Origin of the sequence: Pseudomonas sp. SK3(2021), from assembly GCF_016772375.1 — a bacterium.
Taxonomy (GTDB): Bacteria; Pseudomonadota; Gammaproteobacteria; order Pseudomonadales; family Pseudomonadaceae; genus Aquipseudomonas; species Aquipseudomonas chlororaphis_I.
Genome location: NZ_CP061943.1, coordinates 4,036,651 through 4,054,547 on the forward strand (window position 1 = coordinate 4,036,651; position 17,897 = coordinate 4,054,547).

Genomic DNA, 17,897 nt, shown 5'->3' on the forward strand with positions numbered 1-17,897 from the left:
CCTTTCGCGCGCGGCCAAGGCATCGAGGATCGGGCGGGCCAATCGCCGCGCTCGCCATCGACTGCCCACCGCGCAATGCATCCACCGCCCTTCAGGGCGTTGCGTTTCACGCAATGCAGCGTAGAGCGGCGGCTGGATTATCAGCCACGGCCCGGCGGATTAGCTTAGTGCCCGACAAAGGTCGGCAAATCGGCAATCACCTGTTGTTCAACCAGGCACCGTCCGCCTGAGCACCCACGGCATCCCGATCGATGCCCTCATAAGGAAATACCCATGACCCAGCACCTGTTCCAGCCCCTTGCGGTCGGCCCCTACACCCTCGCTCACCGCGTGGCCATGGCCCCCCTGACCCGCTCCCGCGCCGGTCAGCCGGGCGACCTGCCCACCGCCATGAACGCCGAGTATTACCGGCAACGCGCGAGTGCCGCGCTGATCGTTACCGAGGCCACGCAGATTTCCCGCCAGGGCCAGGGCTACGCCTGGACGCCGGGGATCTACAGCGATGCCCAGGTGGCGGCCTGGCGCCAGGTGAGCACCCAGGTGCACGAAGCCGGCGGGCTGATTTTCATGCAGCTGTGGCATGTGGGGCGCGTCTCTCACCCGAGCTTCCAGCCCGACAACGCCCTGCCGGTGGCCCCCAGCGCACTGCCGGTTCCAGGCAAGACCTTTATCGTCGACGAAAACGGTAATGGCGTCTGGGGCGATGTACCGGTGCCACGCGCCCTGCAAGTGGCACAGATCGCGCAGATCGTCGACGACTATCGGCGCGCGGCGCGTAACGCCCTGAACGCCGGCATGGACGGCGTGGAAATCCACGCGGGCAACGGTTATCTGCTCGACCAGTTCATCAACAGCAACAGCAACCAGCGCGAGGACCAGTACGGCGGCAGCGTGGAAAATCGCGCCCGGCTGTTGCTGGAGGTCGTGGAGGCCGTCGCCGATGAGGTGGGCGCCAACCGGGTGGCGGTACGCCTTACCCCCATGGGGCGCTTCATGGGCATGGGCGACGCGACGCCCGAGGCCACCTTCGGCCACATCGTCCGCGCCCTGAACCGCTGGCCCCTGGCCTACCTGCACCTTGTGGAACCGGCCGTGGTCGGCACCGTCAAGGACGAGAACTTCGACCCGCGCTGGGACGCGATCATCGGGCAACTGCGCGCGGAGTGGAAAGGCGTGCTGATGCTCGCCGGCGGCTACGATCCGCAATCGGCGGAGCAGGCCCTGGCCGCCAACCGCGCCGACCTCATTGCCTTTGGCCGCCCCTTCCTGGCCAACCCCGACCTGCCCCGGCGGATCCGCGACGGGCTGGCGCTGAACGCCCCCGACCCCAGCACCTTCTTTGGCGGCGACCAGCGCGGCTACATCGATTACCCCGTTCATCCATAAGGGGCGATCCCGGTGACCCTGCTCCCGGGGTCATCGAACCGGCTCCGGGCGCGGCCGAAACCCGGCGCGCCCAGCGAGTAATCGATGGCGATCGGACCTGCGGGTGGCTGCGCCGTCAAGGCACCGCCCCCCACCGCAAGCGCCTCAAGACAACTCGTAGTGCTGACGGTCGTTCAGTACCCGCTCAGCCTGTTCGCGGTCCAGGTCGCCGACCCTGTCGGCCACCACCACGGTGGCCACGCAATTGCCAATCAGGTTGCCCGCCGCGCGCGCCATGCCGATGAACCAGTCAATCGACAGCACCAGCACCAGGCCGATCACCGGAATGCTGGGGACTGCGCTCAGGGTCGCCGCCAGGATCACGATGGCCGAGCCCGGCACGCCGTGCGCGCCCTTTGAGGTCACGAGCGACACCCCGAGCACCAGCAGCAGGTCACCTATCGACAAGGGGGTGTTGGTGGCCTGGGCAATGAACACCACCGCCAGGGTCAGGTAGATCGAGAAGGCATCGAGGTTGAACGAATAGCCGGTGGGCACCACCAGCCCCACCACTGATTTTTTCACGCCCAGGACTTCCAGCTTGCGCATGATCTGCGGTAACACCGAGTCCGAGGAGGCGGTGGCCAGAACGATGGTCAACTCCTCACGCAGGTAGGCAATGAACTTGAACACGTTGACCCCGGCATAACGCAACACCGCCCCCAGGATCACGAACACGAAGATCAAGATCGAGGCGTAGAACAGCACGACCAGGGAAACCAGCTGTTTCATCGAACCGACACCGTACTTGCCAACGGTGTAGGCCACCGCCCCTAGCACCCCCAAGGGCGCCAGCCGCACGATCAGGCCCATGGCCTTGAACAGCACCTTGGAAATATCGTCGATGAACGAAGTCACGCGCTCCGCGCTTTTACCCCCCACCAATGCCAGGCTGATGCCGAACAGCAAGGCAAAGAACAGCACCTGCAATACATCGTTGCGGGCCAATGCGTCGATTGAGGTCGTGGGGATGATGTTCAGGATGAACGAACCGATGCCACTGCCCTGGAGCTTGTGGGCGTTCTCCGAATAACTGCTCATCGCCCCGGCATCCAGGGTCGTGGTGTCGATGTTCATGCCGTGCCCGGGCCCGAACACGAACGCCAGCAGGATCCCGAGAGCCAGGGCGATGGTGGTCATGATCTCGAAGTAGATCAGCGCCACGCCCCCTACTCGCCCGACGTTTTTCAGGTCGCCCGTACCGGCGATCCCGTGTACCACTACACAAAAGACGATCGGCGCGACGATCATCGAAATCAGCTTGAGAAAACCGTCGCTGAGCACCTTCAGCCTTACCGCGAAATCAGGTACCAGTACGCCGAGCACAATCCCCAGCAGCAGGGCCAGCAACACCTGCGCAAAAAGTGATCCATACCAGGCCGTGGCCGTTGGTTTGACTGCGCTCACAGCATTTGAGTCGTGGTTCATGATGCTTCTCCGTCAAGAATCAACCGAGTCCCTGGCTGGCCGACAACATCGTCGACCAGCGGACTGCCCCTCTCTTCAGCGACTCAGGTCGACGCCTGCCCGGGTGAATATCGGGTGGCCGAACCACAGCGGAGTCACTTGAAGAATGCAGGGTGCAAAGCAGTCCCCATGCCACTTCCCACGGAAAATCATGGATTTAATATTTACCGATCAAAAAACAAGGTCTTACAGGTCTGACCAGTCAAGGAAACTGTGCGACCCGTCAGTTTTCTCCGGACTCGCAATCGTGCGCAGGTGGATGCCCATGCCTCAAGACAGCGCAATCTCCCCCCGCCGCCCGGGCCATGGGAAAGTGCACAAACGCTCTGAAACGGGGAGTCCAAGCCGTGACCAGGACGGCTCGGCAACAACGATGGCAGTTGGGCGAGCCCCACCCTCCATCGAAACACGATCCAGGCAAGGCTTGCAGCAGAGTATCCCGGCGGCGGCCAGCGCCACCTGCAACAGGCTAGCAACAACCCTGGCGGGTCGTCGGCCGACGTACCTGACCGTACACCGCCAGGCAATGCACCTGGCTGACCCAATGGCTGGGCACGGGCGTCCAGGACCGAGGGTCGTTGCCGGCCTCATCGGTCGGCTGAATCACCTCGCCCTCCTGCAGCGGGCGATAACCTGGCGACGGCATGGACCGCACGCCAATAACGCTGCCCGCCGCTACGCCTGGGGCAACATCCGAAGGTTGTTGTGTCGAGCGCTTCGAATCCATGCCGCTGAACTCCTGTGGGGTGAAGTTCCAGCACGAAGCAAAACCCGCGCCACAGCCTCTGGAAACTACCTCGAATCACCGGGGGCCCAAGTACAGCGCCGACGATGACTTGGGCTGCATACTTGCCCGGAAACCTCTCGCATCAGGCTTTCGAGCAAGCAGGCGGTGCCCAGTCGCCCATGTCGGGGTTGCTGCACACGTCGTTGACCATGGTCTGGCCACGGGCAGCGAGTTTCTGGCCTTCCTCGCGCTTGGCCGTGGCTTGCTGCAAGGTGCGCTCGGTGGTGACGGCTTCTTTGGGCACATTCTTCTTCGTCGTCGGCTTGACGTTGGCCTTCTTGTTGGTCGACGCCTTCTTATCGGTGGCGGCCGGAGGCTTCACGGCGGCCACCTGAGCGACGTCCTGGCGTTGCACACCGACCGTCTGCAGGTCTTTCTCATAGGCTTGGGTGTAGACGTCAATGCTCTCGCCAGCACGCCCGTCCACGGCGGCCATCAGCGCATTGGTTTCCTTCAGGCCACTGACGATCTCGGCCAGACGCAGGCGCCCTTCACTGTCGCTGATCTTCTTCGCCTTGCGGGCATTGAGCAGTGAGGTGAATTCACGCTGGTAGCAGTTCTGCGCGGTACGGGTGTAGCTGATGCTGCGGTCGATTTCGCCGGTACTGTGGTCGATGTCGCTGGCGTAGGAGGCAATGCGCGCACGGTCGTCGCTGATCTGCTTCTGGCGTTCGGTGTAGTAGCCGGTCGCGCCCCCGACCAGGGCACCGGCGGCGGCGCCTATCAGTGCGTTGCGGCCGGCATCGCCGCTTTTGCCGACCAGGGCCCCGGTCAGGCCGCCGAGCAGGCCACCGGTAATGGCGCCGGTGGCCACCGACTTGGTCATCGCCTTATCGGAACTGCGCAGCTGGCTGACCGGCTCATAGCATTGCGGGTAATACTCGACCTTGGTTTGGGCCGCGACCTTCGAGCTTGGCCCCCCGAAGCCCGCGCATCCGCTCAGCAGTACGGCACAGCAGACCGCAGTAGGCAACGGCAGGGTACGAGCCAGGATCGAAGTGCAGTTCCTGAGTGAAGTATCCATGGTCGGGTCTCTCCTTTTTTGTGGGTCAATTCCGTTCGGCTTCTGCGCAGAGCGAGCTCCGTCCGACATGAGCGAAGCCAGCTGGCGCTACATCCAGCCTAGCTGGTCTTCGTTGCCATCGACGACAGTTTCGGCACCCTGCTCAGGGTGCCAGAAGCTCCTTCAGGATCGTCTCCGGATCGGCTCGGCGCTGCTGGCGAAACTGGCCCACGTGCCTGACGAAAAGCGTGGCACGGGCGACCAGGCTTTTTCCCAGCACCGGTTTGTGATTGAGTTCTTCCCGGGTCCGCTGGAACTGCGCCTGGATCACCGAGTCGGTGTAGCGCGTTCCGGTCGCCAGGTTGTCAATGTAGATCGCCAGGGCCCCCTCGAGCGCACTGCGCCCATTGGCGATGGCCGTTTCATAGACTTTGGCGGTGGCTTCATCCTGCGCCGCCCGCGCCTGATCGCGGTCCTTCTTCAGGTTGGTCAGGCGAATGTTGTAGTTGTTGACGGTCTCGGCCACCAGGGCCGCCGACTGGATCAGGTTGCCTGCGGCCTCCTCGCGCTGCCGGGCGATCAGCGACACATTGCGCTTGAGCTCTTCGTTCACCCGCGCCAGGCGGGCCTGCAGGTTCGCGTCGGTGCTGCTGGCGATGAGACTGTCCAGTAATTGGGTCGGGTCTTCGGCAGCGTCGATCTCATCGGTCAGGCCTGCCAGGCGGCCCTCCTTCTGCCATTGCTCGAACAGTTCCTCGTAGCGTGAGCGCGGTGCCGACAATGCGCCCAGGGCCACCCGGAAACCGGTGGTGGCGTTGCGCTGTTCGCTGCCGTCGGCGGCGAACAGCGGGTATTCCCGGCGCATGCCGGTGAACAGCGTCAGCTCGCCCTCCAGGTAGTTGCCACCCTTGACCACGAAGCCGCCGTAGCTACCCTGGCGGCGACCGGCGTGGACCAGCTGGAAGGACTCCTGGACCATCTCCGCAGCATTGCCGATCACGTCGAACAGTCCCAATGGATTGGGCTTCTTCAGCCCGACTGGCAGCAGCCGCGCGCCTTGCCCGGTGCCCCCGGCGACCTGGCTGAACACCGCCCAGTCCCCTAGCGGGCCATCGCCGTCGCTGCCTTGCGCCTTGCGCGGAAATAACCGCGCCTCCAACTCCTGGCGGCTGACCGCATGGCCACCGCGGGCGGCGAATTCCCACTCCACTTCGGTCGGCAGACGGACGAAGCCCATCCCGCCCTCCTCGACCGTTTTGCCGCGGCCGCTGACCGGCAACCGGTCGCGGTGGTGCTTGAGCAACCAGGCGCTGTACACCGCGGCAAAGCGCTCGGCCTCCAGGCGCGACAGCTTGACCTTGGGCAGGCGCGCAGACATGTCGGTCATGGGGACACAGGCCGGTGCCTCGCCCTGCCCCGCCAATGCCGCCTCCTGGGCCATGACCAGGGCGTATTGGCGCTCGGTGACCTCGTATTTGCCGACGAAATAGAACATCGGCTTGAGCAGGCTGTCGGCCCCGCTCTTGGGCAGGGCCGGGGCGATTCTGGCTTGCCAGTCGGCCGGCAGGTCGTCGAGGACGAACTGACCGTTGATGTAGTCGCGCCGGTAACCGGAGATGAAGGATTGCCGGTAGCCCGGATCGTCATCGCTGAAGGGATAGCCGAGATTGACCTCACGGTCGTCCAGGGTGCCCTTGGCGAGGACATAGACGTAGCGCAACACCAATTCGCCTTCGCAGGGCAGCGGCAGGCTGAGGTCATCGGGCAGCGGTTTCGGGTTATCCGCAGGGGTGGCGCTCTCCGCCTGCACGCTGCCGGCCAGCGCCAGCAGGAGCAGAGCCCTCAACAGGACTAGAACCCTCAGCCAGTCAAACATCGCGCAGTCCTTCCGAGGCTTCGATCCGCGCCGCGCGCCAGCCACCGGAGGCCGCCGCCAGCAGGCAGCAGAGCAGCGTCAGCAGCAGTGCCAGCAGGTAGTGGGCCGGCAGCAACCGGCAGGCATACTCCCCCGCCGCCGGTTCGAACAGCCGGTTCAGCCCGGTTTCGGCCATGCCGTACAACCCCCAGGCCAGCAGCAGGCCGAACACACCGGTGTACAACGCCTGCAGCACGACGAAGGCGACCAGGGCGCCTGTCGAAAAGCCTAGCAGGCGCAACACCGACAAGGCCCTGCGCTTGCGCTCGACGGCGGCCAGGGCGCTGGCGGTCATGGCGGCGAAGGCCCCGGCCAGGGCCAGGCCGGCGATGATCCAGAACACCAGGGTCAGGTTGTGGCTGAGGGAGCGCACCTGGGCGATGGCGTCGGCCTGGGTCGCGACCTCCAGCCGGCGCTCGGCGAAATACCGGCGCAGGCGCTCCACGCCGTCCAGGTCCGCGGCGTAGAGACGGAACCCCGGATACACCCGCGCCGTGTTCACCTGTGGCTCGTACCCAGGCCAGGCCAGGCCGTCGCGGTAGTCTTCGGCGGCTTCCAGCAGGGCCAGGGGCGCGAACAGCGCATCGCGCTGGAAGGCCGCGAGTGGCAAGACCCCCTGCACCCGCAGGCGGGCGCGCTGGTATTGCTGCCGCCCGCCGACCTGGCGGCCGAACGCGGCGCTCAGTACTTCGCCGCCGCGCACGCCGAGTTTCTCCGCCGCACGCTGGCTGAGCAGTACCTGGTCCGGCGCATGGGGGAGCAGCGCGGGCGCCACCAGCGGGTCGCCCGCGGCGGTGGGGATCATCTCTACCGTCAGGGCCTGGCCGGACGAGTCCGTGTAGAGGTCGGCGGTCGCGGCGATCTGCCGGGTACGCGGCACGACGAAGGCGACCTCGGGACGCGCGGCCAGTTCGGCGATGGCCTGGGCACTGAAGCGCCCGCCGCCCATGGGCACGACTTCGCGAACGGCGGGGTCGCGCTCCAGGCGTTCGGTCAGGGTGGTGACCAGGCCGAACTTGAGGCCGAACAGCACCAACAAGGGCGCGAGCACGGCGACCAGGGCCAGGACCGCGCAAACCGACAGGCGCACCTCGGCGCGGTAGTCGTGCCAGGCCAGCAGGGCCATCAGTGCCAGCCGCATCAGCCACCTCCCGCCAGCGTCGCGGTGACCCCGCCATCCGCGCCGCGCTGCACCTGCAAGGGATGCAGCTGCAGCCCGGCGCGCCGGGCCAGTGCCTCGTCATGGGTGGCGACCAGGATGCACACACCGCGCTCCTCGGCCTGAGCCACCAGCAGTTGCATGACCCTTTCGGCGTTCAGCGGGTCCAGCGAGGCGGTGGGCTCGTCCGCCAGCACGATGCTCGGCCCGTGGGCCAGGGCCCGGGCGATGCCGACCCGCTGGCGCTGGCCCACGGACAGTGCCGCCGGCAGCTTGTGCAACTGGTCGGCGATTTCCAGCTGCTCGGCCAGGCGCCTGACCGTGGCATCGGCCGGCAGGCCGAGCAGCGCCCGCGACAACCCGATGTTGCGCTGCACGTCGAGAAAACCCAGCAACCCGCCCGTCTGCAGCACATAGCCCATGACCCGGCTGCGCAGCCCGGCCAGCACATCCTGGCGGCCGCTGCGCCAGAGCCCGGCGACATCGAGCGTACGCTCGTCGGCGCGGCATTCGAAGAGCCCGCCCGGGTCCGGGGACAGCACCAGCGCCAGCAGGTCCAGCAGGGTGCTCTTGCCGCTGCCGCTGGGGCCTACCAGAGCCAGGCGCTGGCCCGGTCGCAGGTCGAGCCGGGGCACCACCAGGCTGTAGCGCTGTGGCCCCTCGCCGCGGGTCTTGCGGATATCCCTGAGCTTGAGCATCAGGGCAGCGTCGACAGGGGTACGCGGTACAACGCATCGCCCGGCTGGGCCTCGCCGAAGCGGACCCAGTTGGCAACGTCGTTGTGGAAGGTCTCGTACAGGCGGATCTTCGACTCCAGTTCGTCGATGAAGTCCTGCTGCTCGGCCACGCTCTGGGACAGCCAGAGGTCCTGGGTCATGGTCAGCGATTTGCTGCGATACGGCAGGCCCTCCAGGTACTCGCCGAGGATGCCGCCTTCGACCAGGTTGCCGCCCTGCTTCAACCGCGTCGGGTCGCGGCTCATGTGGGCGCTGGCGCTGGCGATTTCCTGGAAAAAGTCCTTGGGCGAGGTCTGGGTGCGGCGAGCCGCATCGACGATCAGTTTCAGCGACTGCTGCAGGTCGTTGAGCTGCAGCTTGGTCAGCAGCACGCAGACCTGGAAGGCCGGCAGCGAGGGGTTGGTCAGGTCGTGGTCGGAGGTCCAGGCGGTGATCAGCTGCGGGGCGCGGACGGCGGACCGGCGGCCGAGAAAGTCCATCTGCATGGCGTAGCCAATGGCCGAGGCCTTGCTCGCGACGCTCGGCGTCCCCTGTGGCGGCGGCAGGCTCGGCAGCTGGTTGTTGCGCGCCTGGTGCACCTGGTCGGCGAATACCGAGCCGATCTCGCCGACCGTGTCGCCGAAGCGACCGACATCGCCGCCAGCCACTGGAATGTACAGGTCGCCGATCTGCGGGTTGGCGTCGGCCGTCAGGCTGCGGTACTGCTGCTCGGCGAAGCCATGGTTTTTGCGCCCCGCCTCGGTGCGCAAGTGCAGCGCATAGATCTTGATCCGTTTGCTGAGGGCGGCCTCGCGCACCTCGGCTTCGTTCATCTGCGTACGCCCCAGCGGATCGTTCTTGCGCAGGGCGCCAGCGTCGGTGACCAGCAGGATCAGCCGCCCGGCATAGGGGCTCCAGTCCATGTCCTCGACCGCCGCCATCACGCCGGCGAAGGCATCCTCATTGAAGGCGTGGCTGGACACCTGGGCGGCCTTGACCTGGCCAGCCAGCTCGAGGAAGCGCTGCGGATCGCGGCCCTCCTCCAGGCTCACCAGGGTTTGCGCCACATACTCCAGGCCCGGGGTCTTCTCGACATTGCTGCGAAACCCCACCAGGCCGAAGCTGACGCTGTCCAGGTCGCCACGGCTGGCGATCTGCCGGTGCAACGCCTGCACGACCTGGCGCACCCGGTCGATGTAGGGCTGCATCGACACCGAGGTATCGACCACCAGCACGATCGCCGTGCGGAAGGCATCGCTGCCGGCCTTGGCCGTCCCCTCGGCCTGGCCCAGTGGCGTGTCGCCGGGGTCGATGGAAGCCACATTGAGCAGTTGCACCGGCTGGCCGTCGGCATCGAAACTTTCTCGGGCCTCGAAAATCGGCAGCAGGTAGAACTGGTCCTGGGGAATGGCGCTGGCCACAGGCTCCAGCGCAACGATCTGCGGGTCCACGCTGCCTTCGTTCAGCGCCTTGTGCAGGGCCGTGCGGGCCTGCGCCGTGTCAGCCAGAAAGCGCTCGAGGCTGCTCGCCTCGCGCAGGAACATGACCGGCGAACGACCGGAGCGCTCGGTGAACTTCAGCACCAGGCTCTGCTTCCAGTCGCTGGCCTGCTCGGCTAGCAACCAGCCATCGCGCTGGCCATCGCTGGCGGCGCCGACCTCCAGCCAGGTGCCCCCCGCCACCGCCTTGCGCTGATAGACATACAGCACCGAGAACGCCGGCAGCGCCGTACCGCCGGGCGCCGCCCCGGGCTGGCTGGACAAGCGCGCATCGGGCTTGCTCAGCACGCGCTGGAACAGGGTTTTCTTGCCAGGCATCAGCAGCGGACGGTCGCCGCCATCGGCGTTCGTCATCAGCGGCGGGCGCTGTTCGCCAGCCGTCTCGGTGGACGAGTCCGGCACCTCGCCAGCCGGTGTTTTTACAGCCTCGAGCTGGCCGTTTTGCGGTTCTACCGGCGGCGCCGGCCGCAGCCACCAGTAGCCCCCGCCAGCCAAGGCCAGTGCGCCGACCGCGGCCACGCCGAGCAGTGCCAACGACGGCCTGCGCGCCCCGGCCGGCGATGCCGCGCCGAGGCTTGCGGTCCGTGTGAGGGTGGCCGTGGCGGCTGGCTCGGGTTCGGGCCCTGGCGCAGCGAGCGCTGGCATGTCCAGGGAAACCGGCGTCAACCCGCCCAGGTCGGTCGTCCCGGATGGGCCAGCGGCCGCCGTGGCGGGCGACAACGGCAGTGGGCGCAACTGCGTCGCCTCGGCAGCGGCCGACCCGGCGGGCGGCAGATGGTCCAGCGCGGCGATCAGGGCATCGGCATCGGCAAAGCGCTCCGCCGGGTCCTTGGCCAGCAGCTTGCGCAAAATCCCCTGGTAACGGCCGTGGGTCATGGGCAGTTCGGGCAGCGGCTCGGTCAAGTGGGCCAGGGCCGTGGACAGCGAGTCGCTGCCGGTATAGGGCAGCTTGCCGGTGAGTATCTCGTAGAGCACCACCCCCAGGGCGTAGAGGTCGGTGCGACCGTCGATCTGCTGGCCGCGGGCCTGTTCGGGGCTCATGTAGCTGGGTGTGCCCACGGCGAAACCGGCCTGGGTGAACTGGGTGTGGTCCTCCAGGGACTTGGCGATGCCGAAGTCCGAGAGCACCGCCGAACCGTTGGCGCGGAACAGGATATTGGCCGGCTTGACGTCCCGGTGCACCAACCCCTGGGCATGGGCATAACCCAGGGCCAGGGCGATCTGGCGCAAGTAGACCAGGCCCTGCTCCGCGCTGAGCCCTTCGGCAATCCGTTCCTTGAGCGTCCCGTTCGGCAGGTACTCCATGGCCATGTAATAGAAGTGGCCGACATTGCCGATGTCGTAAATGGTCACGGTGTGCGGGTGGGAGAGCCGCGCCAGGGTCTTGCCCTCGCGCAGGAAGCGCTCACAGAAGCTGCGGTCGGCGGCCAGCGCGGCGGCCATGACCTTGAGCGCCACCTTGCGCTCCAGCGAGCGCTGGGTCGCCAGGTAGACAGTGGCCATGGCGCCCTCGCCCAGCTCGCGCTCGATCGCATAGCCGGGGATGTCCATGTCCAGACTCGAGCGTTCTTCAGCCGATGCGTTTTCAGTGGGCATTGACGACTACCGCCGTGATGTTGTCGGGAGCGCCCCGGGTCAGCCCCAGGTGCACCAGGCTGCGGACCACCTCATAGGGGCTCGCGTTGCCCAGCACCTCGCGCAGTTCATGGTCCTCGACGGTCTTGTTCAGCCCGTCGCTGCACAGCAGGAAGCTGTCGCCGGGACGCACATCCAGGTCCACGGCCGAGAGTTCCAATTGATCCTGGGTGCCCACGGCGCGGGTGACGATGTTGGCCATGGGGTGCTCCCGCGCCTCGGCTTCGCTGAGCAGGCTGCTGTCCAGCAACTCCTGGACATAACTGTGATCGTGGCTGATGACCTCCAGTTGGCCCTCGCGCAGGCGATACAGGCGGCTGTCGCCGGCCCACAGGCAGGTGGCCTTGTCCCCTCGCGCGGCAAGCAGCACCAGGGTGCTGCCCATGATGCCGACACCGCGCTGTGCGGTTTCCTGGCGAACCGCCGCGTTGGCCTGCTCCAACCCCGCCCGCAACCCCTGGACATAGTCCGGCAAGGAGGGCTCGGGCGGGATGGCGCGCAGCGTATCGACGATCAGGCTGCTGACGAAATCGCCCGCCGCATGCCCCCCCATGCCGTCGGCCACCACCCAGAGGCCCGCGTTCACGGCATCCAGACACGCGTCCTCGTTGACCTGACGCACCATGCCGACATGGCTGTGGCTGGCGGATTCGTAATGCGTTACGGCTGACGACATGCCCTGGCTCCCGAAATGCCCCTGATTCCCAAAATCAGTTCCCAAAATCAGCTCCCGAAATCGAACTGCGCGGTTTGCGCAAGCGACGCGTAGCCGCCCTCGCCCAGCAGAAAACCGCTGAAATCCTGCGCCGCCGGCAACCCCTGGTAGCGCAGCAGGCCAGCGGCGACCCGTCCGGAGCCCTTGCCCCACCAGAGGCTCGCCCCCTCGCAGGCGTGCCGCATCAGCACCGCCCCGCGCGCCGCCGCCGTCGTGGCGGCGAAACGCATCTGCCCCTCCAGCGCCGGCATGCGCGGCGCCTGCGCGCTACAGGCCGGACGACCGAGGGCCGGCACCGCGGCCTCGAAGGCCTCGACATCGGCCTCGGGCTCCAGGGTCGAGAGCAACAGGGCCTCGGCGGCCTCGAACCAGTCATCCGGGCCGGCCACCAGCGCGCCAAGATCGGTCTCGGCCTCCAGCAGCAGCGCTATGGTCAACGGGAAGTAGCGCCCGACCCGGTCGACGCTGGGCATCATCACCCCCACCGCCGCCTCGCTGCCGAGCAGGCCCGCCGCCACGGCAAAGCGCCACAGCGGGCTGACCAGGTAGGCATCCAGCCAGGCCGACCCCAGCGCCGCCTGGCTCGTGGCCATGCCCGCGGAGAGCCAGGCATCCCAGCGCTCGATAAAGGTCGGCGACAGGCCGCGGTGGATGAAGTCCCCGCGGCCGGCCAGCTTGCCGTAGAAACCGGGGCTGCTCACAGACGCTCCGGCAGGCTGAAGCCGGACAGCAGCCGGCCCTTGAACGGGTTGAACGCGCTGCTGGCGCGCAGTTCGCAAGAGATACTGGCGCTGTCGACGCGCATGCGCAGGGTGAAGCGGTCCGGAGCGTTGCCCTGGGTCAGGTCGGACTGTTCCAGCAGGCGAAACCAGGCCCAGGGCCCCTCCAGGGTCAGTCCCGAACGACCGGCGCTGGTGGGCGGCGTAACGGACAGGCGCACCACTCCCAGGCTGTTGGGGCTGGGCCATTGCATCGCCACCGGACGGCTGGGGCCATGGTCGTAGCTGAGCTGCTGGCCGTCCAGATCGAGCAGGAACTGGCTGATGGAGGCGTCCATGGCCACCGGCTTGAGCTCGAAGCGAACCGTCGGCCGGGTGCCTCCGGCGCGGAAATAGGCATCGCGGATGGCCGCGGCGCGCTGGAAGGTTTGCAGCACGCCCGAGCCTATGCCGAGTTTTTCCGCTGCGCCCGGCTGCCAGCGCCAGTTGCTGGTCGAGGTGTTGACGTAGGGTTGCAGGTACTTGCGAAAGTAGTTGTCCATCACCCCGCCCACGCCGAAGAAGTTGCCGAAATCCTCCAGGGTGGCCTCCCGCGAACTGGAGTTGACCATGGGGTAACGGCCAGCCAGGGACTGGCGGTAGACATTCACAACCTCACTGACCCAGGCCGCGTTCAGCTGGGTGCGGATGCCGCCCATCATGCTGCTGGTGGTGGCGCTGACCACCGAGTTGACCAACTTCTGCACCAGTGGCGGCTGACGTTCGGCGCCGAGCCTGACCCGTGACGCCGTGGCCACCGCCTGGTTCTTCGCCTCGCCCAGCAAGGCCTCGCCGCTGGCACCGCTCATGGCGCTGACCTGCACATAGAGCTCATTGAGCTGGGCCAGCAGATCGTCGATCGGCGCGGGCCCATCCCCGCTGGTGGCCAGCAGGCTATTGAGCTCGGCGAAACGCGCGGTGATCGGATCGACCTGCGAGGCGGCCGGCGAATCTTCCTGGGCCGATTGGCCGACCAGCGAGCCAAGCTGCTGCTTGAGTTTGTCCACGGTGCCGTCGGCGGCCTTGAGCTTCTCGGCCAGCAGGCGATCCTCTTGTTGCAGGTTGGTTTCCTTGGCCACCGCAGCGAGCAGTTTCTTCAGCGGCGAGTTCGGCCCGGAGAGCACCCGCAGCACATCGGCGGCCTGGGCGATGCTGTTGACCGAGACGAAGTCGAGATCGCCGAGCAATGTTTCCCATTGGTTGAGGAAATCCTGGAAGTACAGGGCACGCACCTCCAGGGCCAGACTGGCGACATCCTGGTTGTCGTTCAGTGGCCGGCCGAGTACCCATTGCTCCTCGGCCAGGGCGCCGGACTGGCTGAGACTGGCGACCATGAACGCCTGACGGTAGCCGCGGTAGGTATAGAAACCGGATAACGGATCGCTCAGCGGCTTGCCGCTCTTGCGCGTGAACACCAGGGCGGCGTCGCGCCCGGCCGCTTCGCTGAGGCGAAAGTCCGCTACGCCCTCGGGCAGCTTCTGGCGTTTCACCCGGCTGTAGACCCGCTGCGCCACGGACATCTGTTGCAACTGTCGACGCAGGTCGGCCAGCAGTGCTTCATCCAGCCTCGCCGGCGGTGGCTTGTGGGCGAACAGCGCATTGAGATGTTCTGCCAGGGCCAGCCGCTGTTCCGGGGCCAGGTCGCGCGGCAGGCTGCGGTCCCAGTCGAGGTTGATCCAGGTCTTGATGGCATCGGCGTCATAGTGCTCGGCGCTGGCCAGCATCAGGTAGACCTTGAGGCCTTCGTAGAGAAACTCCGTGTTGCCGCCGTTGCGCAGCTGTTCCTCGATGCGCGTCAGCAGGCGCGGCGCGAGCACCGCGATCAGCAGCTTGCGGTACACGCTGGCGGCTTCGGCGCCGAGCATGTCGCCCTGGAACAGGCCATAGCCTTCGGCCCAGGACAGCGAATTGTCGGCGACATGGCGAATGGCGTTGAGCAGCGGCAGCACGGCCATGACCTCGCGCTGCGCCGGGCTGAGCGATTCGACCTGCCCCTTGAGCGGCGCCAGGCGCGCGTCCACCTCGGCGATATAGGCCTGATTGGCGCGGTAGCTGGCGACCCAGATGGCCGTCACCGTCAGCAGGACCAAGGCACTGGCGGCGAGTACGCCACGGTTGATCCAGCGATACCGGCGCTCGACCTTGGGGTTGCTGCCGACCAGGCCGCGCTCGCCGAAGGCGACATCGCGGAACAAGCGGGTGATGAAGTAACTGCGACCGGTGCCGGTCTGGCGTGCCAGGTGCTGGCGATCCAGGTTCATGCTTTGCGCCATGCTGCCGATCAGACGGTCGATGGGGCTGCCTTCCTGGGTGCCGCTGGTGAAGTAAAGCCCGCGCAACAGCACACGCTCTTCATAGGGATTGGGCTTGAACACCCCCTCGAGGAAGGACGACAGGTTGTGCCGCAAGGCCGCGAACTGCTGGATGAAGCCGTAGATCAGATCGCGTCGGTTGGGGTCGCGCTCCTGTTGCAGGCGTTCCACCAAGCGCTCGGTCAGACGCGCCTCGAGGGCGGTGAATTCCTCCTCGAAACGGGCCAGCGGGCCCTGGGGACTCTTGCCATCGTCCAGGGCAAAGGTGACGCCCCAGACCTGGGCGCGTTCTTCCTTGCTCAGCGCGTCGAAGAACTCCATGAACCCCGGCACCAGGTCGAACTTGGTGAGCATCACGTAGATCGGGAAACGCACACCGAGCTGGCTATACAACTCCTGCACCCGCGCGCGGATGGCTCGGGCATGGGCGCTGCGCTCGGCCTCGCTGCCCAATAGCAGGTCGGACAGACTGATGGCGACAAAGGCACCATCGATCGGCCGGCGCTTGCGCTGGTTCTTCAACAGGTCGAGAAAGCCCAGCCAGGCCGCCTTGTCCACCGCCGCATGGCTATCCTGGGTGGTATAGCGCCCGGCGGTGTCCAGCAGCACCGCTTCGTCGGTGAACCACCAGTCGCAGTTGCGCGTACCGCCGACGCCGCGTATCGCCCCGCCCCCCATCTGTTCGGCCAGCGGAAAGTGCAGCCCGGAATTGACCAGCGCGGTGGTCTTGCCCGAGCCCGGCGGGCCGATGATCACGTACCAGGGCAGCTCGTAAAGGGTGCGCCGCTCGTTACCGCCGAGCTTGCTGCGCTTGAGCAATTGCAGCGCTTCGTCCATCCGTTGCTTGAGGGCCGCCAGCTCTTCGGCGGTGGCGACGCTGGCCGCATCCGGCGCCACCGCCGCCAGGCCCTGCATGACCTTGGCGGCGTTGCGCCGGGCCTGGACGATGCGCAATACGCGCATACCTATCCAGGCCAGGAACAACAGGGCGATCAGCGCCCAGCGTACGGCCGCCGGGGCCAGGGGTTCATGGCCGGCGACGATGATCAGCGGGCCGAGGAACCAGATCACCAGGCTCAGGGCGAGCAGGCCGAGCAGCGGCACCACCCAGCGCACCAGGAAATTGACAAAGGCCTTCACTGGTTGCCCTCCGCTAGCACGGTAATCTCTACGCGCCGGTTCCTGGCGCGTCCGGCGGGGCTGTCATTGGAGGCGACCGGTTCCGCGTCGCTGCGCCCTTCGGCGGTGAAGCGCTCGGGTTGCCCGCTGCGGGCGACGAGGATATCCATCACTTGCTGCGCCCGATCCTGCGATAGCTTCCAGTTCGAGGGGTAGCGCAAGGTGGCGATCGGCCGGTTATCGCTGTGCCCGGTGACCTGCACCGTGCCCTTGACCTGGCGCAGGGCATCGGCGACGCGCAGCAGCAAGGGCTGCAACTGCTCGGAAATGCTCGCGCTGCCCGAGGCGAACAACTCGTCGCCACGGATGGTCACCACCGAGCGATCCAGCGCATCCTCCACGGCAACGCGCTGGGCCTTGATGTCCTCGGCGAGGAAACGCGCCAGGCGCGGGCGTTCGACCAACTTGGGCTGCTGCGGTGGACGGTCGATGGTTTGCACCGGGATCTCGCCCAGGGCGTGGATATTGCGAAACACCGGCTCGGCGTCGGCCGCCAGCTTCAGGCGCAAGCCGAACAGCAGCAGCAACAGCACGGCCAGGCAAATGGCCACGCCGACCCAGGGCGGCAGGAATTGCGACAAGCGATCGCGCGCCACGCTGAGCCCCCGCCAATGCGGCGACAGCTCGCGCTCGAATTCGCCGCGCACGCTGCGAATGGTCGCGCTGGTGCGTTCGCGCAAGGCCTCCAGCTGGCTGCGGCCGTCATTCATGACCCGGTAACGGCCCTCGAAGCCCAGGCATATGCAGAGGTACAGCAGCTCGAGAAGGTGCAGGCGCTGTTGCGGGGTCTGCAGACAGTGTTCGAGCAGTTGAAAGACTTTTTCGCCGCCCCAGGCTTCGTTGTGCAGGGTAATCAGCAGGCTCTGCTTGCCCCAGTCGCTGGTACTGCCCCAGGGCGTGCTGAGTACCGCCTCGTCCAGCGCGGTACAGAGTACATAACGGCTGAGCATCACCTCATCCTGGGCTACGCCGGCGGCGCGCGCCTGCTCCTCGAACTGGCGCAGGTAGGCCAGCAACTGGGCGCGCAGGCTGGCCGGTTGCGGGTGAGCGAGGGTGCTGCGCAAGCGGGCCAGCAACGCCAGTATCGGGCCTGCCGCCCGCTCCAGCGGGTTGAGCCCCTGGGCCAGGCTGCTCGCGACCGGCGCGCCCGGCATGGCCCTGGGCGAGTCGGCGGTGCTGGCGGCATCCGTCCTTGGCGCGGAGGCATCGGCGGAGCGCCCGCCGGGCCGCGGCATGATCAGGGTACGGTCGTTGCCGCCCGCCGAGGCGCCGCCTGAAGTGCCGCCTACGCCAGAGCTGCCGAAGGGATCATCGATCGGGTGCATGA

12 protein-coding genes are annotated in these 17,897 nt (G+C 66.8%); 1 reads left to right on the forward strand and 11 read right to left on the reverse strand.

The genetic code is table 11. From position 1 onward, the window contains the following. The first annotated feature begins 273 nt into the window (after window positions 1-273). The gene (locus IF690_RS17690; protein ID WP_202696714.1) at window positions 274-1,386 is read left to right on the forward strand and encodes an alkene reductase; all 1,113 of its coding nucleotides are present in this window, start codon (window positions 274-276) and stop codon (window positions 1,384-1,386) included. Between the two features lie 144 nt (window positions 1,387-1,530). Here the strand turns inward: IF690_RS17690 and dctA are convergent, their stop codons facing one another. The 11 genes from dctA to IF690_RS17745 form a co-directional block, all read right to left on the reverse strand. Then, window positions 1,531-2,853 carry a C4-dicarboxylate transporter DctA gene (gene dctA, locus IF690_RS17695; protein ID WP_202696715.1) on the reverse strand — a complete coding sequence of 441 codons (1,323 nt, stop codon included), beginning with the start codon at window positions 2,851-2,853 and terminating at the stop codon, window positions 1,531-1,533. A 508-nt stretch (window positions 2,854-3,361) separates the two neighbouring features. Beyond that, entirely contained in the window at window positions 3,362-3,619 is a 258-nt protein-coding gene (locus IF690_RS17700) for a hypothetical protein (protein ID WP_202696716.1), read from the reverse strand. Between the two features lie 142 nt (window positions 3,620-3,761). Further along, window positions 3,762-4,703 (reverse strand): type VI secretion system-associated lipoprotein TagQ, encoded by a 942-nt coding sequence (gene tagQ / locus IF690_RS17705; RefSeq protein ID WP_202696717.1) that lies wholly within the window; start codon window positions 4,701-4,703, stop codon window positions 3,762-3,764. Between the two features lie 142 nt (window positions 4,704-4,845). Then, a complete protein-coding gene (locus tag IF690_RS17710) occupies window positions 4,846-6,558 on the reverse strand; it encodes a formylglycine-generating enzyme family protein (RefSeq protein WP_202696718.1) in 1,713 nt (570 codons plus the stop codon). Further along, the gene (locus IF690_RS17715) at window positions 6,551-7,738 is read right to left on the reverse strand and encodes an FtsX-like permease family protein (protein WP_202696719.1); all 1,188 of its coding nucleotides are present in this window, start codon (window positions 7,736-7,738) and stop codon (window positions 6,551-6,553) included. The genes IF690_RS17710 and IF690_RS17715 overlap by 8 nt, the downstream gene beginning before the upstream one ends. Then, entirely contained in the window at window positions 7,738-8,454 is a 717-nt protein-coding gene (locus IF690_RS17720) for an ABC transporter ATP-binding protein (protein WP_286673826.1), read from the reverse strand. Before IF690_RS17720 ends, IF690_RS17715 begins: the two co-directional genes overlap by 1 nt. Continuing rightward, window positions 8,454-11,522: a serine/threonine-protein kinase gene (locus tag IF690_RS17725; RefSeq protein ID WP_502710184.1), complete on the reverse strand. Its 3,069-nt coding sequence runs from the start codon at window positions 11,520-11,522 to the stop codon at window positions 8,454-8,456. Before IF690_RS17725 ends, IF690_RS17720 begins: the two co-directional genes overlap by 1 nt. Window positions 11,523-11,556: 34 nt before the next feature. Then, a complete protein-coding gene (locus IF690_RS17730; protein WP_202696720.1) occupies window positions 11,557-12,282 on the reverse strand; it encodes a PP2C family protein-serine/threonine phosphatase in 726 nt (241 codons plus the stop codon). A 47-nt stretch (window positions 12,283-12,329) separates the two neighbouring features. Next, on the reverse strand, window positions 12,330-13,022 hold the full coding sequence (gene tagF, locus IF690_RS17735; protein ID WP_202696721.1) for a type VI secretion system-associated protein TagF: 693 nt from the start codon (window positions 13,020-13,022) through the stop codon (window positions 12,330-12,332). Continuing rightward, window positions 13,019-16,531 (reverse strand): type VI secretion system membrane subunit TssM, encoded by a 3,513-nt coding sequence (gene tssM, locus IF690_RS17740; RefSeq protein WP_202696722.1) that lies wholly within the window; start codon window positions 16,529-16,531, stop codon window positions 13,019-13,021. The genes tagF and tssM overlap by 4 nt, the downstream gene beginning before the upstream one ends. Next, window positions 16,528-17,895, reverse strand: coding sequence for a DotU family type VI secretion system protein (locus IF690_RS17745; RefSeq protein ID WP_202696723.1), 1,368 nt, complete (start codon window positions 17,893-17,895; stop codon window positions 16,528-16,530). The genes tssM and IF690_RS17745 overlap by 4 nt, the downstream gene beginning before the upstream one ends. Window positions 17,896-17,897: the final 2 nt, after the last annotated feature.

Excerpts from the sequence above, each read along its gene's own strand:
- IF690_RS17690 (WP_202696714.1), top strand. The coding sequence starts at position 274 with ATGACCCAGCACCTGTTCCAGCCCCTTGCGGTCGGCCCCTACACCCTC.
- dctA (WP_202696715.1), bottom strand. The coding sequence starts at position 2,853 with ATGAACCACGACTCAAATGCTGTGAGCGCAGTCAAACCAACGGCCACG.
- IF690_RS17700 (WP_202696716.1), bottom strand. The coding sequence starts at position 3,619 with ATGGATTCGAAGCGCTCGACACAACAACCTTCGGATGTTGCCCCAGGC.
- tagQ (WP_202696717.1), bottom strand. The coding sequence starts at position 4,703 with ATGGATACTTCACTCAGGAACTGCACTTCGATCCTGGCTCGTACCCTG.
- IF690_RS17710 (WP_202696718.1), bottom strand. The coding sequence starts at position 6,558 with ATGTTTGACTGGCTGAGGGTTCTAGTCCTGTTGAGGGCTCTGCTCCTG.
- IF690_RS17715 (WP_202696719.1), bottom strand. The coding sequence starts at position 7,738 with ATGCGGCTGGCACTGATGGCCCTGCTGGCCTGGCACGACTACCGCGCC.
- IF690_RS17720 (WP_286673826.1), bottom strand. The coding sequence starts at position 8,454 with ATGCTCAAGCTCAGGGATATCCGCAAGACCCGCGGCGAGGGGCCACAG.
- IF690_RS17725 (WP_502710184.1), bottom strand. The coding sequence starts at position 11,522 with ATGGACATCCCCGGCTATGCGATCGAGCGCGAGCTGGGCGAGGGCGCC.
- IF690_RS17730 (WP_202696720.1), bottom strand. The coding sequence starts at position 12,282 with ATGTCGTCAGCCGTAACGCATTACGAATCCGCCAGCCACAGCCATGTC.
- IF690_RS17745 (WP_202696723.1), bottom strand. The coding sequence starts at position 17,895 with ATGCACCCGATCGATGATCCCTTCGGCAGCTCTGGCGTAGGCGGCACT.